The organism is Streptomyces sp. DSM 116795, assembly GCF_055792905.1.
The window spans coordinates 101,895-123,135 of the sequence record NZ_CM147707.1 but is presented as its reverse complement, the minus strand read 5'-3'; the positions used below and the strand labels follow the sequence as shown (position 1 = coordinate 123,135).

At 72.1% G+C, this 21,241-nt stretch carries 14 protein-coding genes; 12 read left to right on the top strand and 2 right to left on the bottom strand.

Annotated features, from left to right (window positions below):
- Positions 1–35 precede the first annotated feature (35 nt).
- The 4 genes from hisG (at position 36) to ACSMXX_RS00430 (ending at position 4,262) form a co-directional block, all read left to right on the top strand.
- A complete protein-coding gene (gene hisG / locus ACSMXX_RS00445; RefSeq protein ID WP_473182007.1) occupies positions 36–884 on the top strand; it encodes an ATP phosphoribosyltransferase in 849 nt (282 codons plus the stop codon).
- Positions 885–913: 29 nt separating this feature from the next.
- Entirely contained in the window at positions 914–1,360 is a 447-nt protein-coding gene (locus ACSMXX_RS00440; protein WP_473182006.1) for a PH domain-containing protein, read from the top strand.
- Between the two features lie 263 nt (positions 1,361–1,623).
- Positions 1,624–3,009 carry a hemolysin family protein gene (locus ACSMXX_RS00435; RefSeq protein ID WP_473182005.1) on the top strand — a complete coding sequence of 462 codons (1,386 nt, stop codon included), beginning with the start codon at positions 1,624–1,626 and terminating at the stop codon, positions 3,007–3,009.
- A complete protein-coding gene (locus ACSMXX_RS00430) occupies positions 3,006–4,262 on the top strand; it encodes a hemolysin family protein (protein ID WP_473182004.1) in 1,257 nt (418 codons plus the stop codon). The genes ACSMXX_RS00435 and ACSMXX_RS00430 overlap by 4 nt, the downstream gene beginning before the upstream one ends.
- On the opposite strand, the gene ACSMXX_RS00425 is transcribed toward ACSMXX_RS00430, so the two are convergent.
- Positions 4,183–6,264, bottom strand: coding sequence for an AAA family ATPase (locus tag ACSMXX_RS00425; protein ID WP_473182003.1), 2,082 nt, complete (start codon positions 6,262–6,264; stop codon positions 4,183–4,185). The genes ACSMXX_RS00430 and ACSMXX_RS00425 overlap by 80 nt on opposite strands.
- Positions 6,265–6,768: 504 nt before the next feature.
- Positions 6,769–7,380: a uridine kinase family protein gene (locus tag ACSMXX_RS00420; protein WP_473182002.1), complete on the bottom strand. Its 612-nt coding sequence runs from the start codon at positions 7,378–7,380 to the stop codon at positions 6,769–6,771.
- Positions 7,381–7,557: 177 nt separating this feature from the next.
- Here ACSMXX_RS00420 and ACSMXX_RS00415 point away from each other — a divergent pair, with 177 nt between their 5' ends.
- From ACSMXX_RS00415 to ACSMXX_RS00380, 8 genes are all read left to right on the top strand, one after another.
- Complete coding sequence (locus ACSMXX_RS00415; protein WP_473182001.1) at positions 7,558–8,928, top strand: peptidase C39 family protein; 1,371 nt, start codon at positions 7,558–7,560, stop codon at positions 8,926–8,928.
- 414 nt (positions 8,929–9,342) lie between these two features.
- Positions 9,343–9,549: an MbtH family protein gene (locus ACSMXX_RS00410; protein ID WP_281393665.1), complete on the top strand. Its 207-nt coding sequence runs from the start codon at positions 9,343–9,345 to the stop codon at positions 9,547–9,549.
- Between the two features lie 374 nt (positions 9,550–9,923).
- Positions 9,924–10,970 carry a 3-oxoacyl-ACP synthase gene (locus tag ACSMXX_RS00405; protein WP_473182000.1) on the top strand — a complete coding sequence of 349 codons (1,047 nt, stop codon included), beginning with the start codon at positions 9,924–9,926 and terminating at the stop codon, positions 10,968–10,970.
- Positions 10,967–11,224, top strand: a complete 258-nt coding sequence (locus tag ACSMXX_RS00400; RefSeq protein WP_473181999.1) for an acyl carrier protein — start codon at positions 10,967–10,969, stop codon at positions 11,222–11,224. Before ACSMXX_RS00405 ends, ACSMXX_RS00400 begins: the two co-directional genes overlap by 4 nt.
- Positions 11,221–12,414: an acyl-CoA dehydrogenase family protein gene (locus ACSMXX_RS00395; protein WP_473181998.1), complete on the top strand. Its 1,194-nt coding sequence runs from the start codon at positions 11,221–11,223 to the stop codon at positions 12,412–12,414. The genes ACSMXX_RS00400 and ACSMXX_RS00395 overlap by 4 nt, the downstream gene beginning before the upstream one ends.
- Positions 12,411–13,478 (top strand): HAD-IIIC family phosphatase, encoded by a 1,068-nt coding sequence (locus ACSMXX_RS00390; RefSeq protein ID WP_473181997.1) that lies wholly within the window; start codon positions 12,411–12,413, stop codon positions 13,476–13,478. Before ACSMXX_RS00395 ends, ACSMXX_RS00390 begins: the two co-directional genes overlap by 4 nt.
- 12 nt (positions 13,479–13,490) lie before the next feature.
- On the top strand, positions 13,491–15,446 hold the full coding sequence (locus tag ACSMXX_RS00385) for a non-ribosomal peptide synthetase (RefSeq protein WP_473181996.1): 1,956 nt from the start codon (positions 13,491–13,493) through the stop codon (positions 15,444–15,446).
- A gap of 41 nt (positions 15,447–15,487) precedes the next feature.
- Positions 15,488–21,232, top strand: a complete 5,745-nt coding sequence (locus ACSMXX_RS00380; RefSeq protein WP_473181995.1) for a condensation domain-containing protein — start codon at positions 15,488–15,490, stop codon at positions 21,230–21,232.
- Positions 21,233–21,241 lie beyond the last annotated feature (9 nt).

The following is a 21,241-nucleotide window of genomic DNA, read 5'->3' as shown; positions in this document are numbered from 1 at the left end:
TGCTTCACGTCACCCGAGCAAAGGAAGCCCGCACCATGCTGCGCATCGCCGTCCCCAACAAGGGTTCACTCTCCGAGCCTGCGGCGGAGATGCTCCATGAGGCCGGTTACCGGCAGCGCAAGGACCGCCGCGAACTGGTGCTGACGGACAGCGAGAACGACGTCGAGTTCTTCTTCCTGCGGCCCCGCGACATCGCCGTCTACGTCGGCTCCGGCAAGCTCGACATCGGCATCACAGGACGGGACCTGCTGCTGGACTCCGGAGCGCAGGCCGAGGAGATCCTCCAACTCGGCTTCGCCGGCTCGACGTTCCGCTACGCCACCCGCCCCGGCACCGCCAAGGACGTCGGCGAGTTCGGCGGCATGACGGTGGCCACGTCCTTCGCGGGCATCGTCCGCCGCCACCTCGCGGAACACGGCGTGGAGGCGTCCGTCGTGCACCTCGACGGCGCCGTGGAGACGGCCATCCAGCTCGGCGTCGCCGAAGTCGTCGCCGACGTCGTGGAGACGGGAAGCACCCTGCGCAACGCGGGACTCGAGATCATCAGCGAGCCGATCATGCACTCCGAGGCCGTCGTCGTACGTGGCACCGACGCCCCCGGCGACGACCCGAAGGTCGGCCAGTTCCTCCGCCGCATGCAGGGCGTCCTCGTGGCCCGCCGGTACGTGATGATGGACTACGACATCCGCGCCGAGCACCTGGAGCAGGCCGTCGCCCTCACGCCCGGTCTGGAATCGCCCACCGTGTCCCCGCTGCACGACCAGGGCTGGGTCGCCGTACGCTCCATGGTGCGTACGAAGGAGGCGCAGCGGATCATGGACGACCTCTACGAGCTGGGCGCCCGCGCCATCCTCACCACCGGCATCCACGCCTGCCGCCTCTGATCCGCCGCGCGCACTCCAGGAGGATCCGGATGTCCGAACTGCCCGCTCTGCCCGTAACGTTCCGTCCGAACCGCACGCGGGCCGTTCTCGTCACGGTCGGCGTCGCGCTCTTCGCCGTGCTCACGGTGGTCGCGCTGACGCTGCCGTCCTCCAGCCCGGGGGAGCGGGTCAGCTTCGTCTTCACGGGGCTGCTCTTCCTAGGCGTACTGCTCCTGCTGTCGCGTCCGCATGTGAACGCCGACGAAGGCGGAGTCACCGTCGTCAATCTGACGACCAGGCGCCGCCTCGAATGGGCGGAAGTGCTGCGCGTCAACCTCCGCCAGGGCGACCCCTGGGTCAGCCTCGACCTCGCCGACGGCACCAGCCTCGCCGTCATGGGCATCCAGCCGGGAATCGCGAAGGAGCGGGCCATCGCCGACGCCGGCGCACTGCGTGCGCTGGCGGAGAAGCACGGCACGGGAGAGACGGTGCGCTGATGCGCTGACAGGCGTCCCCGCCGACTTCCCGGATACGCCCTGCCGCAGAGCCGTCACAGCCTGCTGAAGTGCCCGGGGCGGAACCAACTCGTCCGCCGGCTGCCTCTGCCGCACGCCGCGCGGACGTGTTTACTCTGGTCGGAACGGCGGACCCAGCCGCCGCCCCACCGCGACCCGCTACCCGAGGAGTGACCCCCGTCAGAGATGGACGGATCGTCCTGTAGTACCTGCGCTGTGCCCCCCGCCCTCCGGGGAGACACAGCATGACCCTTTCGCTCGCACTCCTCGCCGCCGCCTTCGTGCTGATCCTCGCCAACGGCTTCTTCGTCGCCGCGGAGTTCGGCCTCGTCACGGTCGAGCGGCCGGAAGCCGAACGGGCCGCCGCCGAGGGCGACCGCCGCGCCCGCGCCGTCACCGCGGCTCTGCGTGAGCTCTCCTTCCAGCTCTCCGGCACCCAGCTCGGCATCACGCTCACCTCCCTCGTCGTCGGCATGCTCTGCGAGCCGGCCCTCGCGCATCTGCTGAGCGCTCCGCTGACGGCCGCGGGGCTGCCCGAGGGGGCCGTGCACGGAACGGCCGTCACCGTCGGCATGCTCGTCGCCTCCGCCGTGCAGATGGTCATCGGCGAACTCGTGCCGAAGAACTGGGCGGTCTCCCGGCCGCTGGCCGTGGCGCGCTTCGTCGCCCGGCCCCAGCGGCTCTTCTCCGCCGCGTTCCGGCCCGTGATCACACTGCTCAACGCACTGGCCAACCGCATCGTCCGCGCGTTCGGCGTCCAGCCCGCCGAGGAGCTGGCCTCCGCCCGTACCCCGGGCGAACTGGTCTCCCTCGCCAGGCACTCCGCGCAAGCGGGAGCCATCGAGCAGGACACCGCGGACCTCTTCGTACGGACGCTCTCCCTGGCGGGGCTGACCGCGCAGCACGTGATGACGCCGCGTGTACGGGTCAGCGCGCTGCAGACGGGCGCCACGGCGGAGGACGTCGTCAACCTGACCCGCGCCACCGGTCTCTCGCGCTTCCCCGTCTGCCGTGAACGCCTCGACGAGATCACCGGCACGGCACACCTTAAGGACGCCCTGGCCGTTCCCGCGCAGGAACGGCTGCGCACACCCGTCGACGACATCACCGCCCCCGCTCTGCTCGTCCCGGAGACGCTGCCCGTGCAGCCGCTGCTGAAGCGCCTGCGCAGTGAGGCACCCATCGCGGTCGTCGTCGACGAGTACGGCGGTACGGCCGGCGTGGTCACCCTGGAGGACATCGTCGAGGAAATCGTCGGCGAAGTACGCGACGAGCACGACGAGCACGACCTGCCGGAGCTCGCCCCCGCCGCGCCCGACCCGGAAGGCCGTCCCGCCTGGGAGGCCGACGGCGGCTGCCGCGTCGGCGTGCTGCGCCGCATCGGGCTCGACGCACCGGAAGGCCCGTACGAGACCGTGGCCGGCCTCGTCGCCGACCGCCTCGGCCGCATTCCCGCACCCGGCGACACCGCGCACCTTCCGGGCGGCCCCGGCGGGCCGGGCTGGCAGCTGAGGGTCCGGCTCGTCGACCATCACCGCGCCGAACGGGTCCGGATCGTACGGACCGAGGAGAGCGGGCGCGGCGTGCCACCGGCCCCCCGGGCCGTGCCCGCGGAGAGGATCCTGCGGTGAGCGCCCTCCAACTCCTCTTCGCCGCACTGCTGGTGCTCGGCAACGGATTCTTCGTAGGGGCGGAGTTCGCGCTGGTCTCGGTGCGCCGCAGCCAGATCGAGCCGCTCGCCGCCGCCGGATCGGCCCGCGCCCGCCAGGTGATGAACGGCCTGGAGAACCTGCCGCAGATGATGGCCGCCGCGCAGTTCGGCATCACCGTGTGCTCGCTGACGCTCGGTGCCGTGGCGGAACCCACCATCGCTCACCTGCTGGAGCCCGTCTTCGACGCGGTGCGGCTGCCCGAAGCGCTGATCCACCCCGTCGGATACGTGGTGGCGCTGGCCGTCGTGGTCGTCTGCCACCTCGTCATCGGCGAGATGGTGCCGAAGAACCTCGCGATGGCGGCACCGGAGCGCACCGCGCTGTGGCTGAGCCCGGCCCTGGTGGCCTTCGCCCGGCTGTGCCGGCCGGTGACGGCGGGGCTCGGCGAGTGCTCCAAGGTCGTGCTGCGGCTCTTCCGCGTCGAGCCCAGGGACGAGGTGGAGGCCGCGTTCACCAGCGAACAGCTCACCCGTCTCCTCGCCGACTCCCGCCAGGCGGGACTGCTGGACCACGAGGAACACGAACGCCTCTCTGACGCGCTCGAACTCGGCTCCCGCGCGGTGACGGACGTGCTCCTCGCCCGCGGGTCCCTGGTGACCGTGGGCCCCGGTGTCACACCCCGCCAGGTCGAGGAACTCACCGTGCGCACCGGCTACTCACGCTTCCCGATCTGCGCACCCGACGGCGCGTTCATGGGCTATCTGCATGTGAAGGACATACTCGACCTCACCGAGGACGACCGCGCCGTGCCCCAGCATCTGTGGCGCGGCATGACCACGCTGCGTGCCGAACTACCCCTGGACGACGCCCTCGCCGCCATGCGCGGCGCCGCCTCGCACCTCGCCGCCGTCGCGGACGCCTCGGGACGGGTGCTGGGAGTGGTGGCGCTGGAAGACGTGCTGGAGATGCTCGTAGGAGAAGTGCACGACCCGGCGCACGAGCCGGCGGGAGCGCCGCCGCAGCAGCGGAGCGGGGGAGGGCCCGCCGGCACCGCGAACACCGGGGGCAGCGAGGACTCTTCGGCCTCGGCCGGGAGAGCTGGGGCGGCCGGGGCGGATGCGGCCGGACCGGACACGGCAGAGGGGGAGCCGGTCAGGACAGCGGAGGCGGCGGATCGGGACGGGGACCGTCCGGACCCCGGCCGGAGAGCACCTCACCGTACGCCTGCATGAGGTCCGGCAGCCGCAGAGTGGCCAGATCGTCCCGCGTCGGCGTGCCCGGGTAGCCCGACAGCCGCAGATCGCGGTAGGCGCAGCTCTTCTCGTAAAGGGTGCGCAGGAAGCGGCCGTTGCCCAGTTCGTCGACCCAGCCCTGGTCGACGACGTGGCCGCTGATGCTGCGCATCTCCTCCAGGCTCTCCTCGTCCCACACGTCGCCGTTCTCGGCGGCGAGCACCTCGCCGATCGCGGTGAGCTCCAGCGGCCGGTAGCTGGGGAAGTCGACGCGCGTCGTGAAGCGCGAGGAGAGCCCCGGGTTGACGGCCAGCAGCCGGTCCATGCCTTCCCGGTAGCCGGCGAGGATCACCACGAGCTGGTCCCGGTTGTCCTCCGCTCGCTTCAGCAGCACCTGCAGCGCCTCGTCGCCGTACGCGTCGCCCTTGCTGTAGCCGGAGTTGGACAGGGCGTACGCCTCGTCGACGAAGAGCACGCCGCCCATGGCCGAGTCGATGAGCTCGTTGGCCTTCACCGCCGTCTGACCGAGGAACTCGCCGACCAGATCGGCCCGTTGGGCCTCCACGAGGTGGTCGCCGCCCAAGAGTCCCAGCGCGTAGAACGCGCGGCCGAGTATGCGTGCCACGGTCGTCTTGCCCGTACCGGACGGGCCCGAGAAGACGAAGTGCCGCTTCGGCGGCTGCACCGGCAGCCCCTGCGCGGCACGCAGCCGGGCCATGTGCAGCTGGGCCGAGAGGGCACGCACCTGCCGCTTGACGGGCTCCAAACCCACCATCCGCTCCAGCTCGCCCAGCGCCTGGGCGAGCAGCACCGGGTCGGAGGGCCCGGTCAGCACCCGGTCGGCCGCCGTGCCGGCGGTGTGCGGCACCATCCGGTCCCGTACGGCGTCGGAGTCGACGCGCACCGGCTCCGCCGGGTCGCCCGAGTCCTCCAGGCGCAGCGCGTCCGCGCCGGGATCGAGGTCCGGGTCGGCGCTCTCCGCCGGGTCGGGCACCACGGGGCCGCCCCGCCCGTCGAGGCCGGCGGCGCCGTTGGAGACGCCGGGTCCGGGCCCGGACCCGCCGTCCGCCGCGGACGGCTCGGCGCCGGCAGGCTGCTCGGCCGTGTCCGTACCCGTCTCGAAGGGGGCGTCCAGACCCTCAAGGCCGTCCGGTCCCACCCGGCCGCCGGCGCCCGTGTCGGTGCCGGCGAGGGTGAAGGCCGCCGCCAGGTCGCCGTTGTCGCCGAGGCCGTCGCCCTCGGCGATGGTGGTGAGCCGCGCGGCCGTGTCCATGAAAGCCGGGTCGATGCGGTGCACCGCGCGGTACAGCGGCAGGGCGGCGGCGCTGCGTCCGGTGCCCTCGCGGGCACGCGCGAGCCAGTAGCGCAGCTCCTTGCGCTGCGGCTGCTCGCTGCGGCAGCGCATCAGAGCGGCGGCCAGCAGCGGCTCGGCCTGCCCGTACATCTCCAGACGCACCCGCGCCATCCCCGCGAACAGCCCCGCCTCTATGCCCAGCAGGGCGTCGTCGACGAGCGGTTCGGTGTGCGCCACCAGGCGCTCCCAGTCCTTGGCGAGGTAGGCGCGGCACGCGTGCAGGAACCGCACCTGAGGATCGGTCTCCACGGGAGGGCAGTCCGCGAGCGCCCTGTCCAGCTCGGCGACGTGCCGTCCGTCCAGCCAGTGCGACGCGTGCGCCAGCAGCAGATCGCGGTCGTTCTCCAGCACCGGCTGCACCCACCACCCCAGCCAGTACCAGGAGTTGAGGTTACGGGCGTGACGCGAGCGCTGCTCGCCGAAGCGGTTGCGGTTCTGGTACATGCGCAGCAGCGCCGTGGCGGTGTCCGCGCGCAGTGCGTGCAGCCCCAGCCAGCCGTCGGCCATGCCGGGATCGAGCCGCACAGCCGTGTGGAACTCCTCCTCGGCCTGGGCGTACTGGCCGACGGTGTAGGCGTCCACGCCCCGAAGCCAGGCAAGGTCGGCAGGGGTGTGCAGATGCGGGCCGCCCTGCGTGCCGTAATCCATCACGTCCCCCACGAAACGTCCCCCGTCATCCGCCGACGGCCCGCCCGCTCCGTCCCCGGGCCGCCGCGCCCCGGAGCCCCGGCGCCTGGCAGCCGGATGAGGTGTGGGACGAACGTCCGTACTCCGGGCGGGAATTGAGGCTCGTTGCCCCTGGTTTGCCCGATGTCCCGCTCCCCTACGCATCGTACCTGCGGGGTCGTCCCGGCCGAAGGGTGGTGCATGCGGTGCCGGGCGGTTCCGTGGGGCATTCCGCTGCGAGCCGACTCGGTCACATACGGTGAACACCGCCTCGGAGGGATCCGCGTACAAAGGGACGCGGGCAGAACGAAGCCCCCGATCACGGGGGAACAACCGGGGGCTTCGCGTCTGCAGGCGACCTGTACAGACCGCCTGTTGGAAAAGTAATTCCTGTGAGGCTTCCGGGTCAAGCGGCCCTGTGAGGCGGCATTCCGCCGAGAGCCCCGAAACCCCCAACGGGTCACCGAGCGTGAGGAGTTGGGACTGTCAGCGGTCTCCCGCGGGCCCCTTGTGCACCTCGAATCCCAGCTCTCCCTGGCGCACCAGGAAATTCGCAGATGAATACGAGGAGTCCTCCGCGAAGTGCGCTGTCTCCGCGCGCGTCCACGCGTCCCAGAATTCCGTCAGTCCGGGGCCGTCCCGCTGCCGGCCGCGCCGCCAGGCGTCCCCGGGCGCCATGTCCATCCAGAGCAGACAGGCCAGCCGGGGGCGCAGCGCGCGCCGCCCCGCGCCGACGCCCTCCAGCAGGACCACGGGCGCGGGAGGCAGCAGCGTCGTGGCGTCCCGGCCGCCGGGGAAGGCCGCACGAGTCCAGTCGTACGCCGTGTAGCGGGCGCTGCGGCCCTGCGAAAGCGGCGTGAGCACCTGCTCGTCCAGCCGGGCGGTCCAGTCGAAGAAGGCGTCGTGGCTGGCCAGGTCGTCCAGGTGGAGTACGGGGGCGCCGGCGAGGGCTTCGCCGAGCAGCGCGGCGAAGGTCGTCTTGCCCGATCCGGCATGCCCGTCCACCGCGATCAGCCTGACGGGCCCGCAGGACGGCGGCCGCGCCCGCAGACCCGCGGCGAGCGCGGCGACGGAGCGGGGCGTGGACACCGGAGACACCGGATCAGCGTACGGAACCGCCCGAGGGGTGCCGCGGCCTCCCCGTGTCACTGGTCCACTCCAATATTGGTGAGTGCGTCGGAGCCGGACTGCTGGCCCGGGGGGCGCCGGAGCGGGGATAGTGGCACTCTGACGCGCACCTGCCGCATGGGAACCGAGGTTGAGGGATCTATGGCCATGAACAGCAGACCCACCACGCGCCGCACCGTACTCGCCGCCGCCGTCGCCACAGCTGCCGTGGCGGCCGCCTCGCCGGCTTCCGCCGCCGAGCGGGCCGGCAGGCCCGGACGAGCGGGAGGCAGCAAGTCGAAGGTCTCGCTGCACAGCTGGAACACCCGCAGCGACTGGGCGGCAGGCAAGGCCGAGGGCACCCGCGTGGCCGGGGGAGGCCGTCCCGCCGTCGTCTTCGAGACCCCTCAGGGCACGGCGAAGTACAAGGACCCGCACACCGGGGAGAGCGCCACCTGGGAGTACGCCACGTGGACGTCGCCGCTGCGGCCGGCGGGCCTCGCGGCAGGCGAAGTCATCACCTCGTGGAACGCACACACCCCGAAGGGCACCTGGCTGCGCGTCGAACTCCACGGCGTCTACTCCGACGGCACGAAGACGCCCTGGTACACGATGGGCGTGTGGACCTCCGGCGACGGCAAGGATGTACCGCGGCGCACCTCCGTCGACGACCAGAGCGACGGCAAGTCCAGCGTGTGGACCGACACCTTCGCCATCGACGAACTGGACAGCGGCCTGCGGTTGGCGGCGTACCAGGTGCGGCTGACCCTCTACCGTGCGCTGGCCAGCGGGGCCGAGCCGGCCGTGTGGCGGCTGAGCGCGATGAGTTCGGACGTTCCCGACCGCTTCACGGTCCCGGCGTCCAAGCCCGGACCGGGCAGCGGCGTCGAGCTCGAGGTGCCGCGTTACTCGCAGGAAGTACACAAGGGCCGGTACCCCGAGTACGACGGCGGCGGCGAGGCCTGGTGCAGCCCGACCTCCTCGACGATGATCCTCGAATACTGGGGCCGCAAGCCGTCGGAGAAGGACCTGGAGTGGGTCGACCCCGACTTCACCGACCCGCAGGTCTGCCACGCCGCCCGCTACACCTTCGACTACCAGTACGAGGGCTGCGGCAACTGGCCCTTCAACGCGGCCTATGCGGCTACCTACCGTGACATGGAGTCGGTGGTCACCCGGCTCGGCAGCCTCACCGACGTGGAGCGTCTCGTGGCGGCGGGCATCCCCGTCATCACCTCGCAGTCCTTCATCGAGTCCGAACTGGACGGCGCGGGTTACGGCACCGCGGGCCATCTGATGACCGTCATCGGCTTCACGCAGGACGGCGACATCATCGCCAACGACCCGGCCTCGGAGGACAACGAGGCCGTCCGGCGCGTCTACAAGCGCCGCCAGTGGGAGAACATCTGGCTGCGCACCAAGCGCAAGGACGCCGACGGCAAGGTCAAGTCCGGTACGGGCGGCGTGTGTTATCTCTACTTCCCGACCCGCCTGAGCGGCGGCCAGCGCAAGGTGCTCCGGGAGCTCGGGGTGCGTTAGCGGACTGCGGGGCGGTTCAGGCGGCGACGCCCGCCGTCCGCCCACCGGTTCGGCCGGTCCCGACCCCGTGTGCCCCGTCCACCGGGTGACCGTGGACGGGGCACACGGGTGTCCGGGAGTGCAGAAGTCGCGCGCCGTCAGGACCCGGAGGCTCCCGGAGAGGGCGCCGGTGTCCGTCCGGATACGGAATCCCCGTCCATTCCGGCAGGCGGCAGCGGGCCGGAATGGACAGAGGTACCGCCCGGTCTTCACGGAATGCTGTTCCCTGTGCGGGAGAATAACCCCTTCGCCCACACAGGGCTGGAGAGTTCCATTCGTCCGCGGAATACTTGCGAGGCGCCCGTGACTGCGGGAGCATGCACCGCCGAGAGGGTGGGGGAGCGGCTTTCCACTCGCATACCGGGGAGAGACCTGATGAGCAATCCGTTCGACGACGAGAACGGCTCGTTCTATGTACTCGTCAACGATGAGAAGCAGAATTCGCTGTGGCCCGCGTTCGCTGACATCCCCGAGGGCTGGACGATCGCCTTCGGCGAGGACAGCCGTCAGGCGTGCCTGGATTACGTCGAGGAGAACTGGACCGACATGCGGCCCGCCCACCTGGTGAAGGAGATGGGCTGAGGGGCTTCCTCGCGCGCTCCCCACACCCGGCTGGCCTGTTGCTGACGGCAGTGCGGCTGCCGCCGCGAGCCGGAGGGGATTCGCCGGAGTCGGGGTGCCAGTGGTCTGCACCGGTGAAAGGACCGGCCTTCCGGAATGCAATGTTCCGGCGTGGGTGAACCGCTTAATCCGGGCAGAGCGTCCATACTCGGTGAACTCCCAGGAAAAATCGCCCAGAACGATCCTGCGGAGGCGTCCGGAGTCCTCTCCAATACAGGAAACCGCGGCGGAGCGGGCGCCTTTCGCGGTGAATCTCCATTCTCGATCTCCTCCCTTCTCCCGGCCGGGCCGTGCCTGTAGCATCCCGCCCGACCAGAAGAATTCGGGGAGGATGCGTGACGCCTCAAGTCGCGGGAGAACGCGCGTTTCCGGTGGCCGTGCGGAGCGCCGCCTGGCATGTGCCCGAAACGGCTGTGGCGGTGCCGGACCTGGCCGAACTGGCGTCGCTGGGCGCGAGCGAGCGGAGTACGTGCCTCGCCCTGGGCATCGAGACGGTACGGGCGGACGACGGCCTGAACGCGGCGGCACTCGGCGAACTCGCCGCACGCGAGGCGCTCGACCGGGCGGGGCTCGCCGCACGTGACCTGGGCGCACTGATCGTCGTGGAGCCGCGTGCTCCGGAGACGCTGCTCAGTTCCGAGGCGACCAGGCTGCAGCATCTGCTGGGTGCGGAGAGGGCGGTCACCTTCACGGTGGGCGGCCTGGGCTGCGTCTCGATCACGCCCGCGCTGCTGGCGGCACGCGGACTCATGTGCGCCGACCGGGACTTGGGCGACGTGCTCGTCGTGCACGGCAGCAAGCCGGCCGCCGCGGGCCGCTACCGCCACCCCGTGACGGTGAACGGGGACGGTGGGCAGGCGCTGCTGCTCTCCCGTGGCGACTCCGGCCCCGCCCCGGTGCGGCTCCTGGACATCGTCCAGGAGACCAACGGGGAGCACTGGGACCTCTTCCACGTGGAGTACCGCGACCGGCCGGCCGACCAGTGGCAGGAGGTGTGCCGTGACCCCTCCACGTACTCATTCCGGCTCGCGATGGAGAGCCGCGGCAGGCTGTCGGGCCTGCTGAGCGGGCTGCTGGAGCGCAACGGGCTGAAGCCCGGCGACATCCGCGGCCACCTCAGCCAGAACCTGTCCGCGGCCGGGTTCACCTTCACCGAGGAGTCCCTCGGGATCGGCATCATGCCGGTCTGCCGGGAGAACCTGCGGCGCTACGGACATCTGGGCCCCAACGACGTGTTCCTCAACCTCTACACGGCGATTGAGCGCGGTGAACTCACCGAGGGAGACCACGCCGTGCTGATCAACGTGAGCCCGGTGGCGGCGTGGAGCGTGCTGCTGGCCGAGATCGGACCTCAGCCCGAGACGGGAGCGCACGCACAGTGAACGACATCACGCGGGAGATCACGGAGTTCCTCTCCGCGGCGCTGCGCAGCGAAGTCGGCCCGGACGACGACTACTTCGAACTCGGCCTCGCGGACTCGCTCTTCGCGCTGGAACTGGTGACCTTCGTCGAGGGCCGCTTCTCCCTCATCGTGGAGGTCGAGGACCTCGACCTGGAGAGCTTCCGTACGGCGAACCGCATCACCCGGTTCGTGCGGCGCAAGACCGGTTCGCCCGAATTCACCGAGAACCGGTGAACCGGGCATCGGGGACGGGGAGTCCGGCGGTCGTCGCCGAGGCGGCCCGGTTCGCCTCGGAGGTACGGGGCCGCGCCGCCGGCTGGGACCGCGATGGCGGACTGCCCGCAGGCGCACGCGAAGAGGCCGCCGCCGTGGGCCTGCTCGGGGCCGGGCTGCCTGAGCACTACGGCGGACCGGGCGTCTCCCCCGCCGAACTGGGCGAGATCTGCGCGCACTTGGGCGGCGTGTGCAGCGCGCTGCGCGGACTGGTCACGGTGCAGGGGATGGTCGCGGCGGCACTGCACCGCTGGGGGACCAGGGAACAGCGTGCCCGGTGGCTGCCACTGCTGGCGGGCGGTGAGCTGACCGCGGGCTTCGCCGCCACCGAGGAGGCCGCGGGCAGCGCCCTTTCGGCCGTCCGCACCCGCATCGAGGACGCCGGCGACGGTGAGCATGTGACGGTCACCGGACACAAGAAGTGGATCACCTTCGGGCAGGTCGCACAGCTGCTTCTGGTGCTGGGGCAGGACCAGGGCAAGCCGGCCGCGGTGGTCGTCGAGGCGGACCGCGAGGGCGTCAGCAGGGAGCCAGTCGGCGGCCAGCTCGGCATGCGGGCCGCGCAGATCGCTCACATCGGCCTCGACGGGGTGCGCGTACCGCGGAGCAATCTCGTCGCGCCCTCCGGGCTGGGACTCTCCCACGTCGCCGCCACGGCCCTCGACCACGGGCGGTTCACCGTGGCATGGGGCTGCGTCGGGATGGCCGAGGCGTGCCTCGAGGACGCCACCGCGCACGCGGCCGCCCGTACGCAGGGAGGCGTTGCACTTGCCGGCCATCAGTCGGTGCGGGCGCTGCTCGCGAAGGCGGCCGTCGAGACCGCGGGGGCGCGTGAACTCGCCCGCCGGGCCGCCGAGTTCCGGGCCGGCGGCGCGCCGGGGTCGGTGACGGAGACCATCGTCGCCAAGTACGCCGCCGCCGCGGCGGCCGCTTCCGCGAGCAGCACGGCCGTGCAGATCCTCGGCTCGGCCGGCTGCGAGCCGGACAGCCGGGCCGGGCGGCACTTCCGGGACGCGAAGGTCATGGAGATCATCGAAGGAGCGCAGCAGGTGGCCGAACTCCACATTGCCGAGCAGCTGATGCGCCGCCACGCGGGCACGGCCACGGCGTCGCCCGGCACGGCTTCCCCGGCCGCGGAGGTGCGGGCATGACGGCCGCCGCGGACGCACCGGTCCCACCCGTCGTCAAGTGCCTGGTGTGGGACCTCGACGACACCTTGTGGGACGGGGTCGTGCTGGAAGGCGACGAGCCGGAGCCGTTTCCCTCCGCGCTCAAGACGCTGCGCGCGCTGGACGAGCGGGGCATCGTGCACGCCGCCGCCGGCCGCGGCGAGTACTCCGTCACCTCCCGCCATCTCGGACGGCACGGCCTGGAGGAGTGGTTCTGCGACGTGCAGGTGGGCTGGGGCACCAAGTCCGGCGCGGTCCGCCGCATCGCGGAAGGTCTCAACATAGGCCTCGACACCGTGGCGTTCGTCGACAACGACCCGGTGGAGCGCGCCGAGGTGGCGTCCGCGCTGCCCACGGTCCGCTGCTACCCGGCGGACCAGGCCGCAGCGCTGCCCGATCTGGCCGAGTTCCAGCCGGAGTTCGTCACGGAAGAGGCCGGCAGGCGCCGGCAGCTCTACCGCACCGAACGGCGACGCCAGGCGGCCGAGGAGGAGTTCGGCGCCGACCGGCAGGGCTTCCTCGCCTCGCTCGGCCTGGAGATGACCGTACGGGACGCCACCGAGGACGACCTGTCACGGGCCAGCGAACTGACCGTACGGACACATCAGCTCAACACCTCGGGTCTGACGTACGACGCGGACGAGCTGAGGGAGCTGGCGGCATCGGACGGTCACCGGGTTGAGGTCGCCGAACTCCGCGACGGATTCGGCGACTACGGGATCATCGGCCTGGCCGTGACCGAACTCACCGCGGACGACGCGGTGCTCCGCCTGATGCTGATGTCGTGCCGGGTCGCCTCCAGAGGCGTGGGCGCCGTGCTCCTCGACCACCTCGTCCGGGACGCGGCGGCGGGTGGACGACGGCCCGTCGCGCACTTCGTGCCCACGGAGACCAACCGCAACATGCTGGTGACGCTGCGGTTCGCGGGCTTCGCCCCCGTCGCGGACGAACAAGAAGCCGGCGGGCCGCTCGTCCTCGCAGCCGATCCCGGCAGCCTGGCGCCGCCGCGGCACAGCCATGTACGAGTCGTCAGCGGAACGGACTGAGGTGAGACCACAGTGGCGCACGAGTCCGTGGAAGAGCGAGCCGAGGTGAGGGCCGCACAGCCGGACGCGGCCGGCGCGCCGCAGCCGTCCCTCCTGGAGCGGTTCCTGCGGCAGGCCCGGCGTGCGCCCGCCGCGACCGCGTTGATCGTCGGCGGCGTGGAGCTGACGTACCGGGAACTCGACCTGGCGTCCGCGGCGTTGGCGGACCGGCTGCGGCGACGCGGCACGGGACCCGGCCGCCTCGTGTGCATCCGCCTCGAACAGAACGCCCTCGCCGTCACGGGAATCCTCGCCGCACTGCGCACCGGAGCGGCGTGGGCGGTAGTGGAACCGGACCAGCCGCCGAGCAGGCTGCGGGCGCTGCTCGCCGATACCGACTGTGCGGTGGTGATCAGCTCAGGTCCCGACCCGGTGCCGGCGAGCGTGCCCTCCGCTCCACATCTGCTGGACGTGGCCGGGCTGGAAGTGCGCGAACTCGTCCTGGAGGGCGAGGCGTCCCTCTCAGCGGGCACCTCGTACCACGACGCCACCGGCGTACCCGATACTGCGCCCGCCTACATCGTCTGCACTTCGGGATCCACCGGAGCCCCGAAGGGCGTGATGGTCAGCCGGGGCCAGCTGGCCACGTCGATCAGCCCGAGGGGATCGGTCTACGGCTCCGGCCGCTCCACGTTCCTGATGGCGATGCGGATGTCGTTCGACGGGATGCTGGGCGGCATGTTCTGGTCGTTCGCAGGCGGCCACACGCTGCTCCTCCCCGACGAGAAGCAGCTGAAGCAGGTGCACGAACTGGCCCGGCTGGCAGGGGAGTTCAAGGCCACGCATCTCATCGTCGTACCCTCCTACTACCGGGCGCTGCTGGAGGAGAGCCGGCTGCTGCCGGACACCCTGCGGCTGGTCGTCGTCGCGGGCGAGCCGTGCACCCAGGATCTGGTCCGCCTCCACCACGAGCGGCTGCCCGGCACTCCGCTGGCGAACGAGTACGGCCCCACTGAGACGACCATCTCCTGCACCGTCCAGCCCGGTCTCGACCCGTCCTGGCAGCGGATACCCATCGGCAGGCCCTGGGAGGGCGCCGAGGCGCGCGTGCTCGACGAGCGGCTGCGCGAAGTGCCCGCGGGAGAGCGGGGGGAGCTGTACATCGGCGGCGGGTTCGTGGCGCTCGGCTACGCCGGGCAGCCCGGCAGGACCGCCGAGCGGTTCGTTGCGGACCCGTACGGACGGCCCGGAGCGCGCCTGTACCGTACGGGCGATATCGCGCACGTCGACGAGACGGGCGCGCTGCACTGCCACGGCAGAACAGACCACCAGGTGAAGATCCGCGGCACCCGGGTGGAACTGGGCGAGACCGAGGCCGCGTTGGAGTGCCACCCCGGGGTGGGGCAGGCGGTCGTCGTGCACGACACCTCCGGAGCGGAGCCCAGGCTCGTCGCTTTCCTCACGCCCGTGGCTCCCGGTGACTGCACACCGTCCTGGCCGGACCTGCGCGCACACTGCGGCGATTACCTCGTCGAGCAGGCCGTGCCGGTGCTCTTCCACACGCTGGAGCGGATGCCGCTCAACGCCAGCGGCAAGGCGGACCGCGCGGCACTGAAGGCGCTGATCCCCGAGGCGGCGTCCGGGGCACGCGGCGCAGCGGTCGCACGAAGCGGGGGCGAAGCAGACGTAGCTGCACGGGGCGAGGCCGCCTCCGCCGCGGCGGATCACCTGCGGAGCGTCACGGAGATCTGGGCGGCCGTGCTCGGCCACGGCGAGTCGCGGCCGCACGACAACTTCTTCGCGGTGGGCGGCAGTTCGCTCAGAGTCATCGACCTGCACAAGCGGCTGGATCAGCAGTGGCCCGGCGTGCTGCGGGTGGGTGAGCTGTTCGACCTGACGACGATCTCAGCACAGGCGGAGGCGGTCACGTCCCGGCTGGGGGCGACGGGCCCGGGGGACGAAGACCTGCCCGCCGCCTACGAGTTGTGAAGCGGGTTGCCCGTGACCCGGCCGGTGCCGGTGAGCTGTCCATGAACGGAAAGGCGGGAGAGATCGGGATGAGCGGGACGGTCAGCGCGACAAGCGGACGCGCCGGCATCGCGGTGATCGGGATATCCACCCGTTTCCCGCAGGCCGACACCCTCACCGGGTTCCGTGCGAACCTGCGCGCCGGCCGCGACTCGGTGCGTGCCATGCCGCGCGAACGTATCGAGGCGAGCTGCCAGGACCCCGCCGCCGGCTATCCGCACCAGGGGTACCTGGACCGTATCGACCTGTTCGACCACGAGTTCTTCGGGCTGTCGCGGCGCGAGGCGGAGGTGACCGACCCCCAGCACCGGCTGGCGCTGCAACTCACCCACGAGGCCCTGGAGAACGCCGGATACGCGGCATCGCGGATGCGCGACTCACGTACGGCCGTCATCTTCAGCTCGCCCAGCAACGGCTACGCGCCGCTGGTGCGGGAAGTCGGCACCCTCAGCATGATCGGGAACATCCCGTGCGGCCTGCCCGCCCGTGTCTCACACCTGTTCGGGCTCACCGGCCCCTGCTACGGCGTGGACACCGGATGCAACGGATCGCTCGTCGCCGTGCACCAGGCTTCACGTGAACTGCGCGACGGCGACGCCGACTTCGCCGTCGCCGGCGGAGTGAGCGTACGTCACGTGGTGCCGCCCGCGGCCACGGTCGGTGCCTTTCCCGGCATCGCCTCCCCGACGGCCAAGTGCCGCGCCTTCGACGAGCGGGCCGACGGCGCCGCGGGCGGCGAGGGCGGAGCCGTACTGCTGCTCACCACCTTGGAACGGGCCCTGGAGGAGGGCGCGTTCATCCACGCGGTGATCCGCGGAAGCGCGGTCGTGCACAACGGGCGGCACTCCGCGACCATCGCCACGCCCAGCGCCAGGTCACAGGCCGAGGTGATCAGGAAGGCGTGGCAGAACGCGGGCGTGGACATCGCGACCGCCGGCTATGTCGAGGCGCACGGATCAGGCACCCGCCTGGGCGACGCCGTCGAGGTGGAAGGGCTGGCTCTCGCCCGCTCCGGAGCCGCGGGGGCCTCCGGGGATCTGCCGGTCGGCTCCGTGAAGACCAACCTCGGGCACCTGGACCATGCGGCCGGGATCGCCGGCCTCGTCAAGACGGTGCTCAGCGTACGGCACGCGGAGCTGTACCCGACGCTGCACTTCACGCGCCCGGCCGCGGACGTCGACCTCCGGGCCGCACGGCTCGACGTGGTGACGTCGGGGCGGGCCTGGAAGGCCGACGTGCGCAGAGCGGGCGTCAGCTCCTTCAGCCTCGGCGGCATCAACGCGCACTGCGTGGTCGAGCAGTCGCCCGCGGCGGCCGAGCGGGAGACGCCCTGCGGAGAGCAGCCGCAACTGATCGGCGTCTCGGCGCGCAGCGCCGACGACCTGGTGACGCTGTGCGAGCGGCTGTCGCTCGAACTGCGCGACGCGCCATGGTCGTTGGCCGACGTCGCGAGGACGCTGAACGAAGGCAGGGACCATCACGGGCACCGAATGGGCGTGGTGGCGCGTACGGTCGCGGACCTGGCGCTGAAACTGGCCGCCCAGGTCACCTGGCGGCGACTGGAGGCTTCTTCCCCTGCCTCCGGCGGGGAGGCCCCTGCCGGCTCCAACGCGGAGACACCGAGGCCTGCGGGGGGCGGTCCCGTCGGGGCACCCCGCGTCGTACTGCTGCTCTCCGGCGACGCCACCGGAGCACCGGCCGGCGAGGGCGCGCCGCTGCCCGACCGGCTGCCCCTGCCCGCCGGCCCCGCCGCACGGGTACGTGCCCAACTCGCCGCGCACGAACGGCTCAAGGAGGCCGGGGTGCGTGTGGACGGGCTCATCAGCTCCGGCGCCTCGCGCTACGCGGTGCGGCATCTGCAGGGCAGACTGACGGCCGCCGACACGCAGGCGCTCACGAGGGCGACGAACGAGTGGACCGGCGACGGCGAGAGTGACGGCGATGAGGGCGGCCCCTTCGGGGGCCCGCTCCGGCGCGACCGGCTCCATGCCGCCGTGGAGGAACAACTCGCCTCCGGGCCGGTGGTGTTCGTCGAGCTCGCCGCCCGGGGTGAGATCAGCGACCAGCTCGCCGAGCACCTCTACGGGCGCACCGACGCCCGGGTCATCCCCCTCGGGGACGGCCCCGAGGACGTGCTGGCGGCGCTGGGCCGGCTCTATGAGGCCCAAGTCGCCCTCGACTGGACGGCGTTGAGGCCGAAGGACCGTACGTCTGAACCCCGCAGGGTCCCGCTGCCGGGGCATCCGTTCCGTGGTGTCCGCTGCTGGGCGCGCCCGCTGGGCGACGTCGTACGCTTCGACCTCCCCGAACCCGCACCGCAGGAGCCCCGGGCAGGTCAGGAGCAGCCGCCTGCGTCCGTCCCCGCTCCGGGAGAGCGAGCGCCCGCAACGGCGCCGGTGCCCGCTCCGGCGGCCGGGGCGTCGGAGCCTTCGGGCGGCGCGCCCGAAGCGGCTGTGCCGAAACCGGCCGGACCGACCGTACCGGCCGCAACGGCGGGACCGACCGAATCGCCCAAGTCCGAACCGGTCGAGCAGCCGCCCGCCGAGCCCGATCCGGTCGCCGCGTCCGCTCCGCACGGACCGCGGGCGGACGTGCTGCCATGGCTGCGCCGGACCCTCGCCGGACTGCTCTACGCGGACGAAGTGGCCCCGGACGCCGACTACTTCTCCATCGGCGGCAACTCCGTCATCGCCCTGCAGCTCATCGAGCGCGTGCTCAGCCGGTACGGCGCCTCCCTCAAGCTCGTCGACATCTACGCCCACCCGCTCGTGTCGGACCTCGCCTCCGCCGTCGCCGACCGCATGCCGCAACCGGCGGGCGAAGCGGGCGGGCACCTCACGACTCGCGACGGCTCCGCAGCCGAACCGGGCACCTCCCCGTCGTCCGCGGCGGCTTCCGCGTCCGCCTCCGCGGCTGCTTCTCGCTCCGCCTCCGCCGACATGCACAGACTGCCGCCGGTCCGCCCGGGCCAGGAACCGACGCTCTCCTACGGGCAGGAGCGCATGTGGTTCCACCACCAGCTCGATCCGGGCACGACCCTCTACAACCTGCCCGGCGCCTCCCGGCTGCGTGGCGAGCCGGACCTCGAAGCGCTGCGGCTCGCATGGGAGGACCTCGCCCAGCGGCACGAGGCACTCCGTTCCAACTTCGCCGAGGCCGACGGCCGTCCGCAGCTGGTCGTACGTCCCGAACTCGGCGACTTCTTCCGCGTGCTGGACGTCTCGGGCGAACCGGACCCGGAGGCGGCGGCCCGCTCCGCCGTGCAGAAGGAGACCCACTGGGTCTTCGACGTGGCCCGCGACCCGCTGGTCCGGGTCACGGTCGTACGCATCGCACCCGGTGACTACCTCTTCTGCTGGACCATGCACCACGGCGTGAACGACGGCTGGGCCCCGCAGATCCTCATGGGCGAACTGCTCCAGTTCTACGAGGCCCGCTGCGAGGGCCGCGTACACCGGCCCGAGCCGCTGCCCGTGCAGTACAGGGACTATGCCCGGTGGCAGCGCGACCTGCTGGAGGGCTCGCTGCTCGACGGTGAACTGGACTACTGGCGCGAGCAGTTGCACGACCCGCCCGCCCTGGAACTGCCCACCGACCGGCCGCGAGCCGCACGCATGGACTTCGCCGGCGCCACGTACGGCTTCACCGTCCCCGCCGAACTCGTCCGCAAGCTGCGGGCGTTGGGCAGCGCCGAGACGGCCACCCTCTTCATGGTGATCCTCACCGGGCTCAACGTGCTGCTCTCCCGCTGGTCGGGCCAGCGGGACATCGTGGTCGGCACGCCCACCGTCGGCCGCAGCAGGCCCGAACTGTGGGGGCTGCTCGGCTTCTTCAACAACACCATCGCCCTGCGCTCGGACCTCTCGGGCGACGCCACCTTCCGCGAACTGCTCCGCCGCGTACGGGCCGTCGTGCTGGGAGCGATGGAGAACCAGGAGATCCCGTTCGACAGGGTCGTACGGGAGGTCGCACCGGACCGCGACCCGAGCCGGAACCCGATCTTCGACGTGATGTACGTGCATCAGACGCTGCCGCCCCACTTCTCCTTCGGCGAGAGCACGTTCAACCCCGGGCGTCCCGGCGGCGTGGAGGACGAGACGCCGCTGTTCCCCGGACTGCCGCCGGGCACGGCCAAGTTCGACCTGACGATGGTCGTCGCGGAACGCCCGGACGTCGAAGAGCTGGAGGTCGCCCTGGAGTACAGCACCCAGCTCTTCGACGCCGGGACCGTCACCGCGATGACCCGGTCCCTGCTGGACTTGCTGCGGGCCGCCGCCGACGACGCGGACACCGACCACCGGGAGCTGCCCGCCGGTCCGCCCGAGGAGGGGGAGCGCGGCGGCACCGCCCGGACACCCGCCCCAGCCTCAGCCACAGCACCAGCCACAGCCCTGGCGCCCACTCCACCTTCCTCCGACGCCGTCTCCGCCTGCCTGCGGCTGCGCGGCGACGTCGACGCGGAGGTACTGCGAGCGGCGTTCGACGATCTGACGGAGCGGCACGACGTCCTGCGGACCCGCTTCCCGGTCCCGACCGGGCAGACGCTCTCCCCGTTCGCGCGGGACGCCGCCGCCGGCTTCTTCAGCGCGGTGGACGTCTCCGGCCGTACGGACCCGAAGGCGGCCGCGCGTGACCTGGCAGCCGCGCACGGCCGTGCTGCCATCGACCCGGCAACGGGCTCCCCGCTGAGGGCGCTGCTGATGACGACGGGCACCGCCGACCACATCCTCGTGGTCACCACGCACCGTGAGGTCTACGACGGTGCGCAGCCCGGCGTGTTCTTCGGCGACCTGCTCTCCTTCTACGCCGTCCGCTCGGGCGGCGTGCCGCCGGAGCCCGCCGCGCTCCCCGTCACCTACAACGACTATGCGCGGTGGCAGCGCAGCCTGCGGGCCGACGGACTGCTGGACGGTCAACTCGCCTACTGGCACGAGAGGCTGGCCTCGCTCAAGGCCTTCGAGGCGCCCGCCGACAGGCCGCGGCCCATGCGCGGTACGCACGCGAGCGCGTCCCACGGCTTCCGCATCCCGGCGCCGCTGGCCGCTGAGCTGATCCGCAGCGGCGCACGGGAGCGGCTCCTCGCCGGTATCGCGACGCTGCTGTCCCTCCGCTCAGGTGCGGACGAGGTGGTCATCGGCCTCACCGAGGCGGCCCCCGACACCGATTCGCCGCGCCCGGAGGGTTCGGGCGCGGACCGTCCACCTCTCGGTGAACTCGTCGGCCCGTTCGCCAACCCCCTTGCTCTGCGCATCGATTCCTGCGACGAGCCCGGCTTCGACGCCCTCACCGCCCGCGTCCGCGCAGTGATCGCAGCCGCCGAGGCCCGCGCCGACGTGCCGTTCGAGGACGTCGTACGGGCCCTGCGGCTGCCGCGGCAGCCGGGGCGGGCGCCGCTCTTCGACGTCACCTACGCCCACCACGCGCTGCCGCAGGACCTCGGCTCCGCGTCGGGTCTCGACGTGCGGGGAGTGACGTGGCCCGGCTCGGGCGCCGCCCGGCTGATGGTCCCCGCGGAGGCCGCCCCGAGCCGGCACGACCTGGCTTGGTCGGTGCTGGAGGGGCCCGGCCCCGGCTCGCTGAACGTCTCCGTGGACTACCGCACGGAGCTGTTCGACGCCGGGACCGTTGCAGCCATGGCCGACGGCCTCGTCACGCTGCTGCGGCTCGGACTGCGCGAACCCGCCGTACCGCTCAGCGAGTTGTGGCCCGCCGCCGCGTCCCCGCACGCCGGGCCGCACGCCCGCTGACCCCCGAAC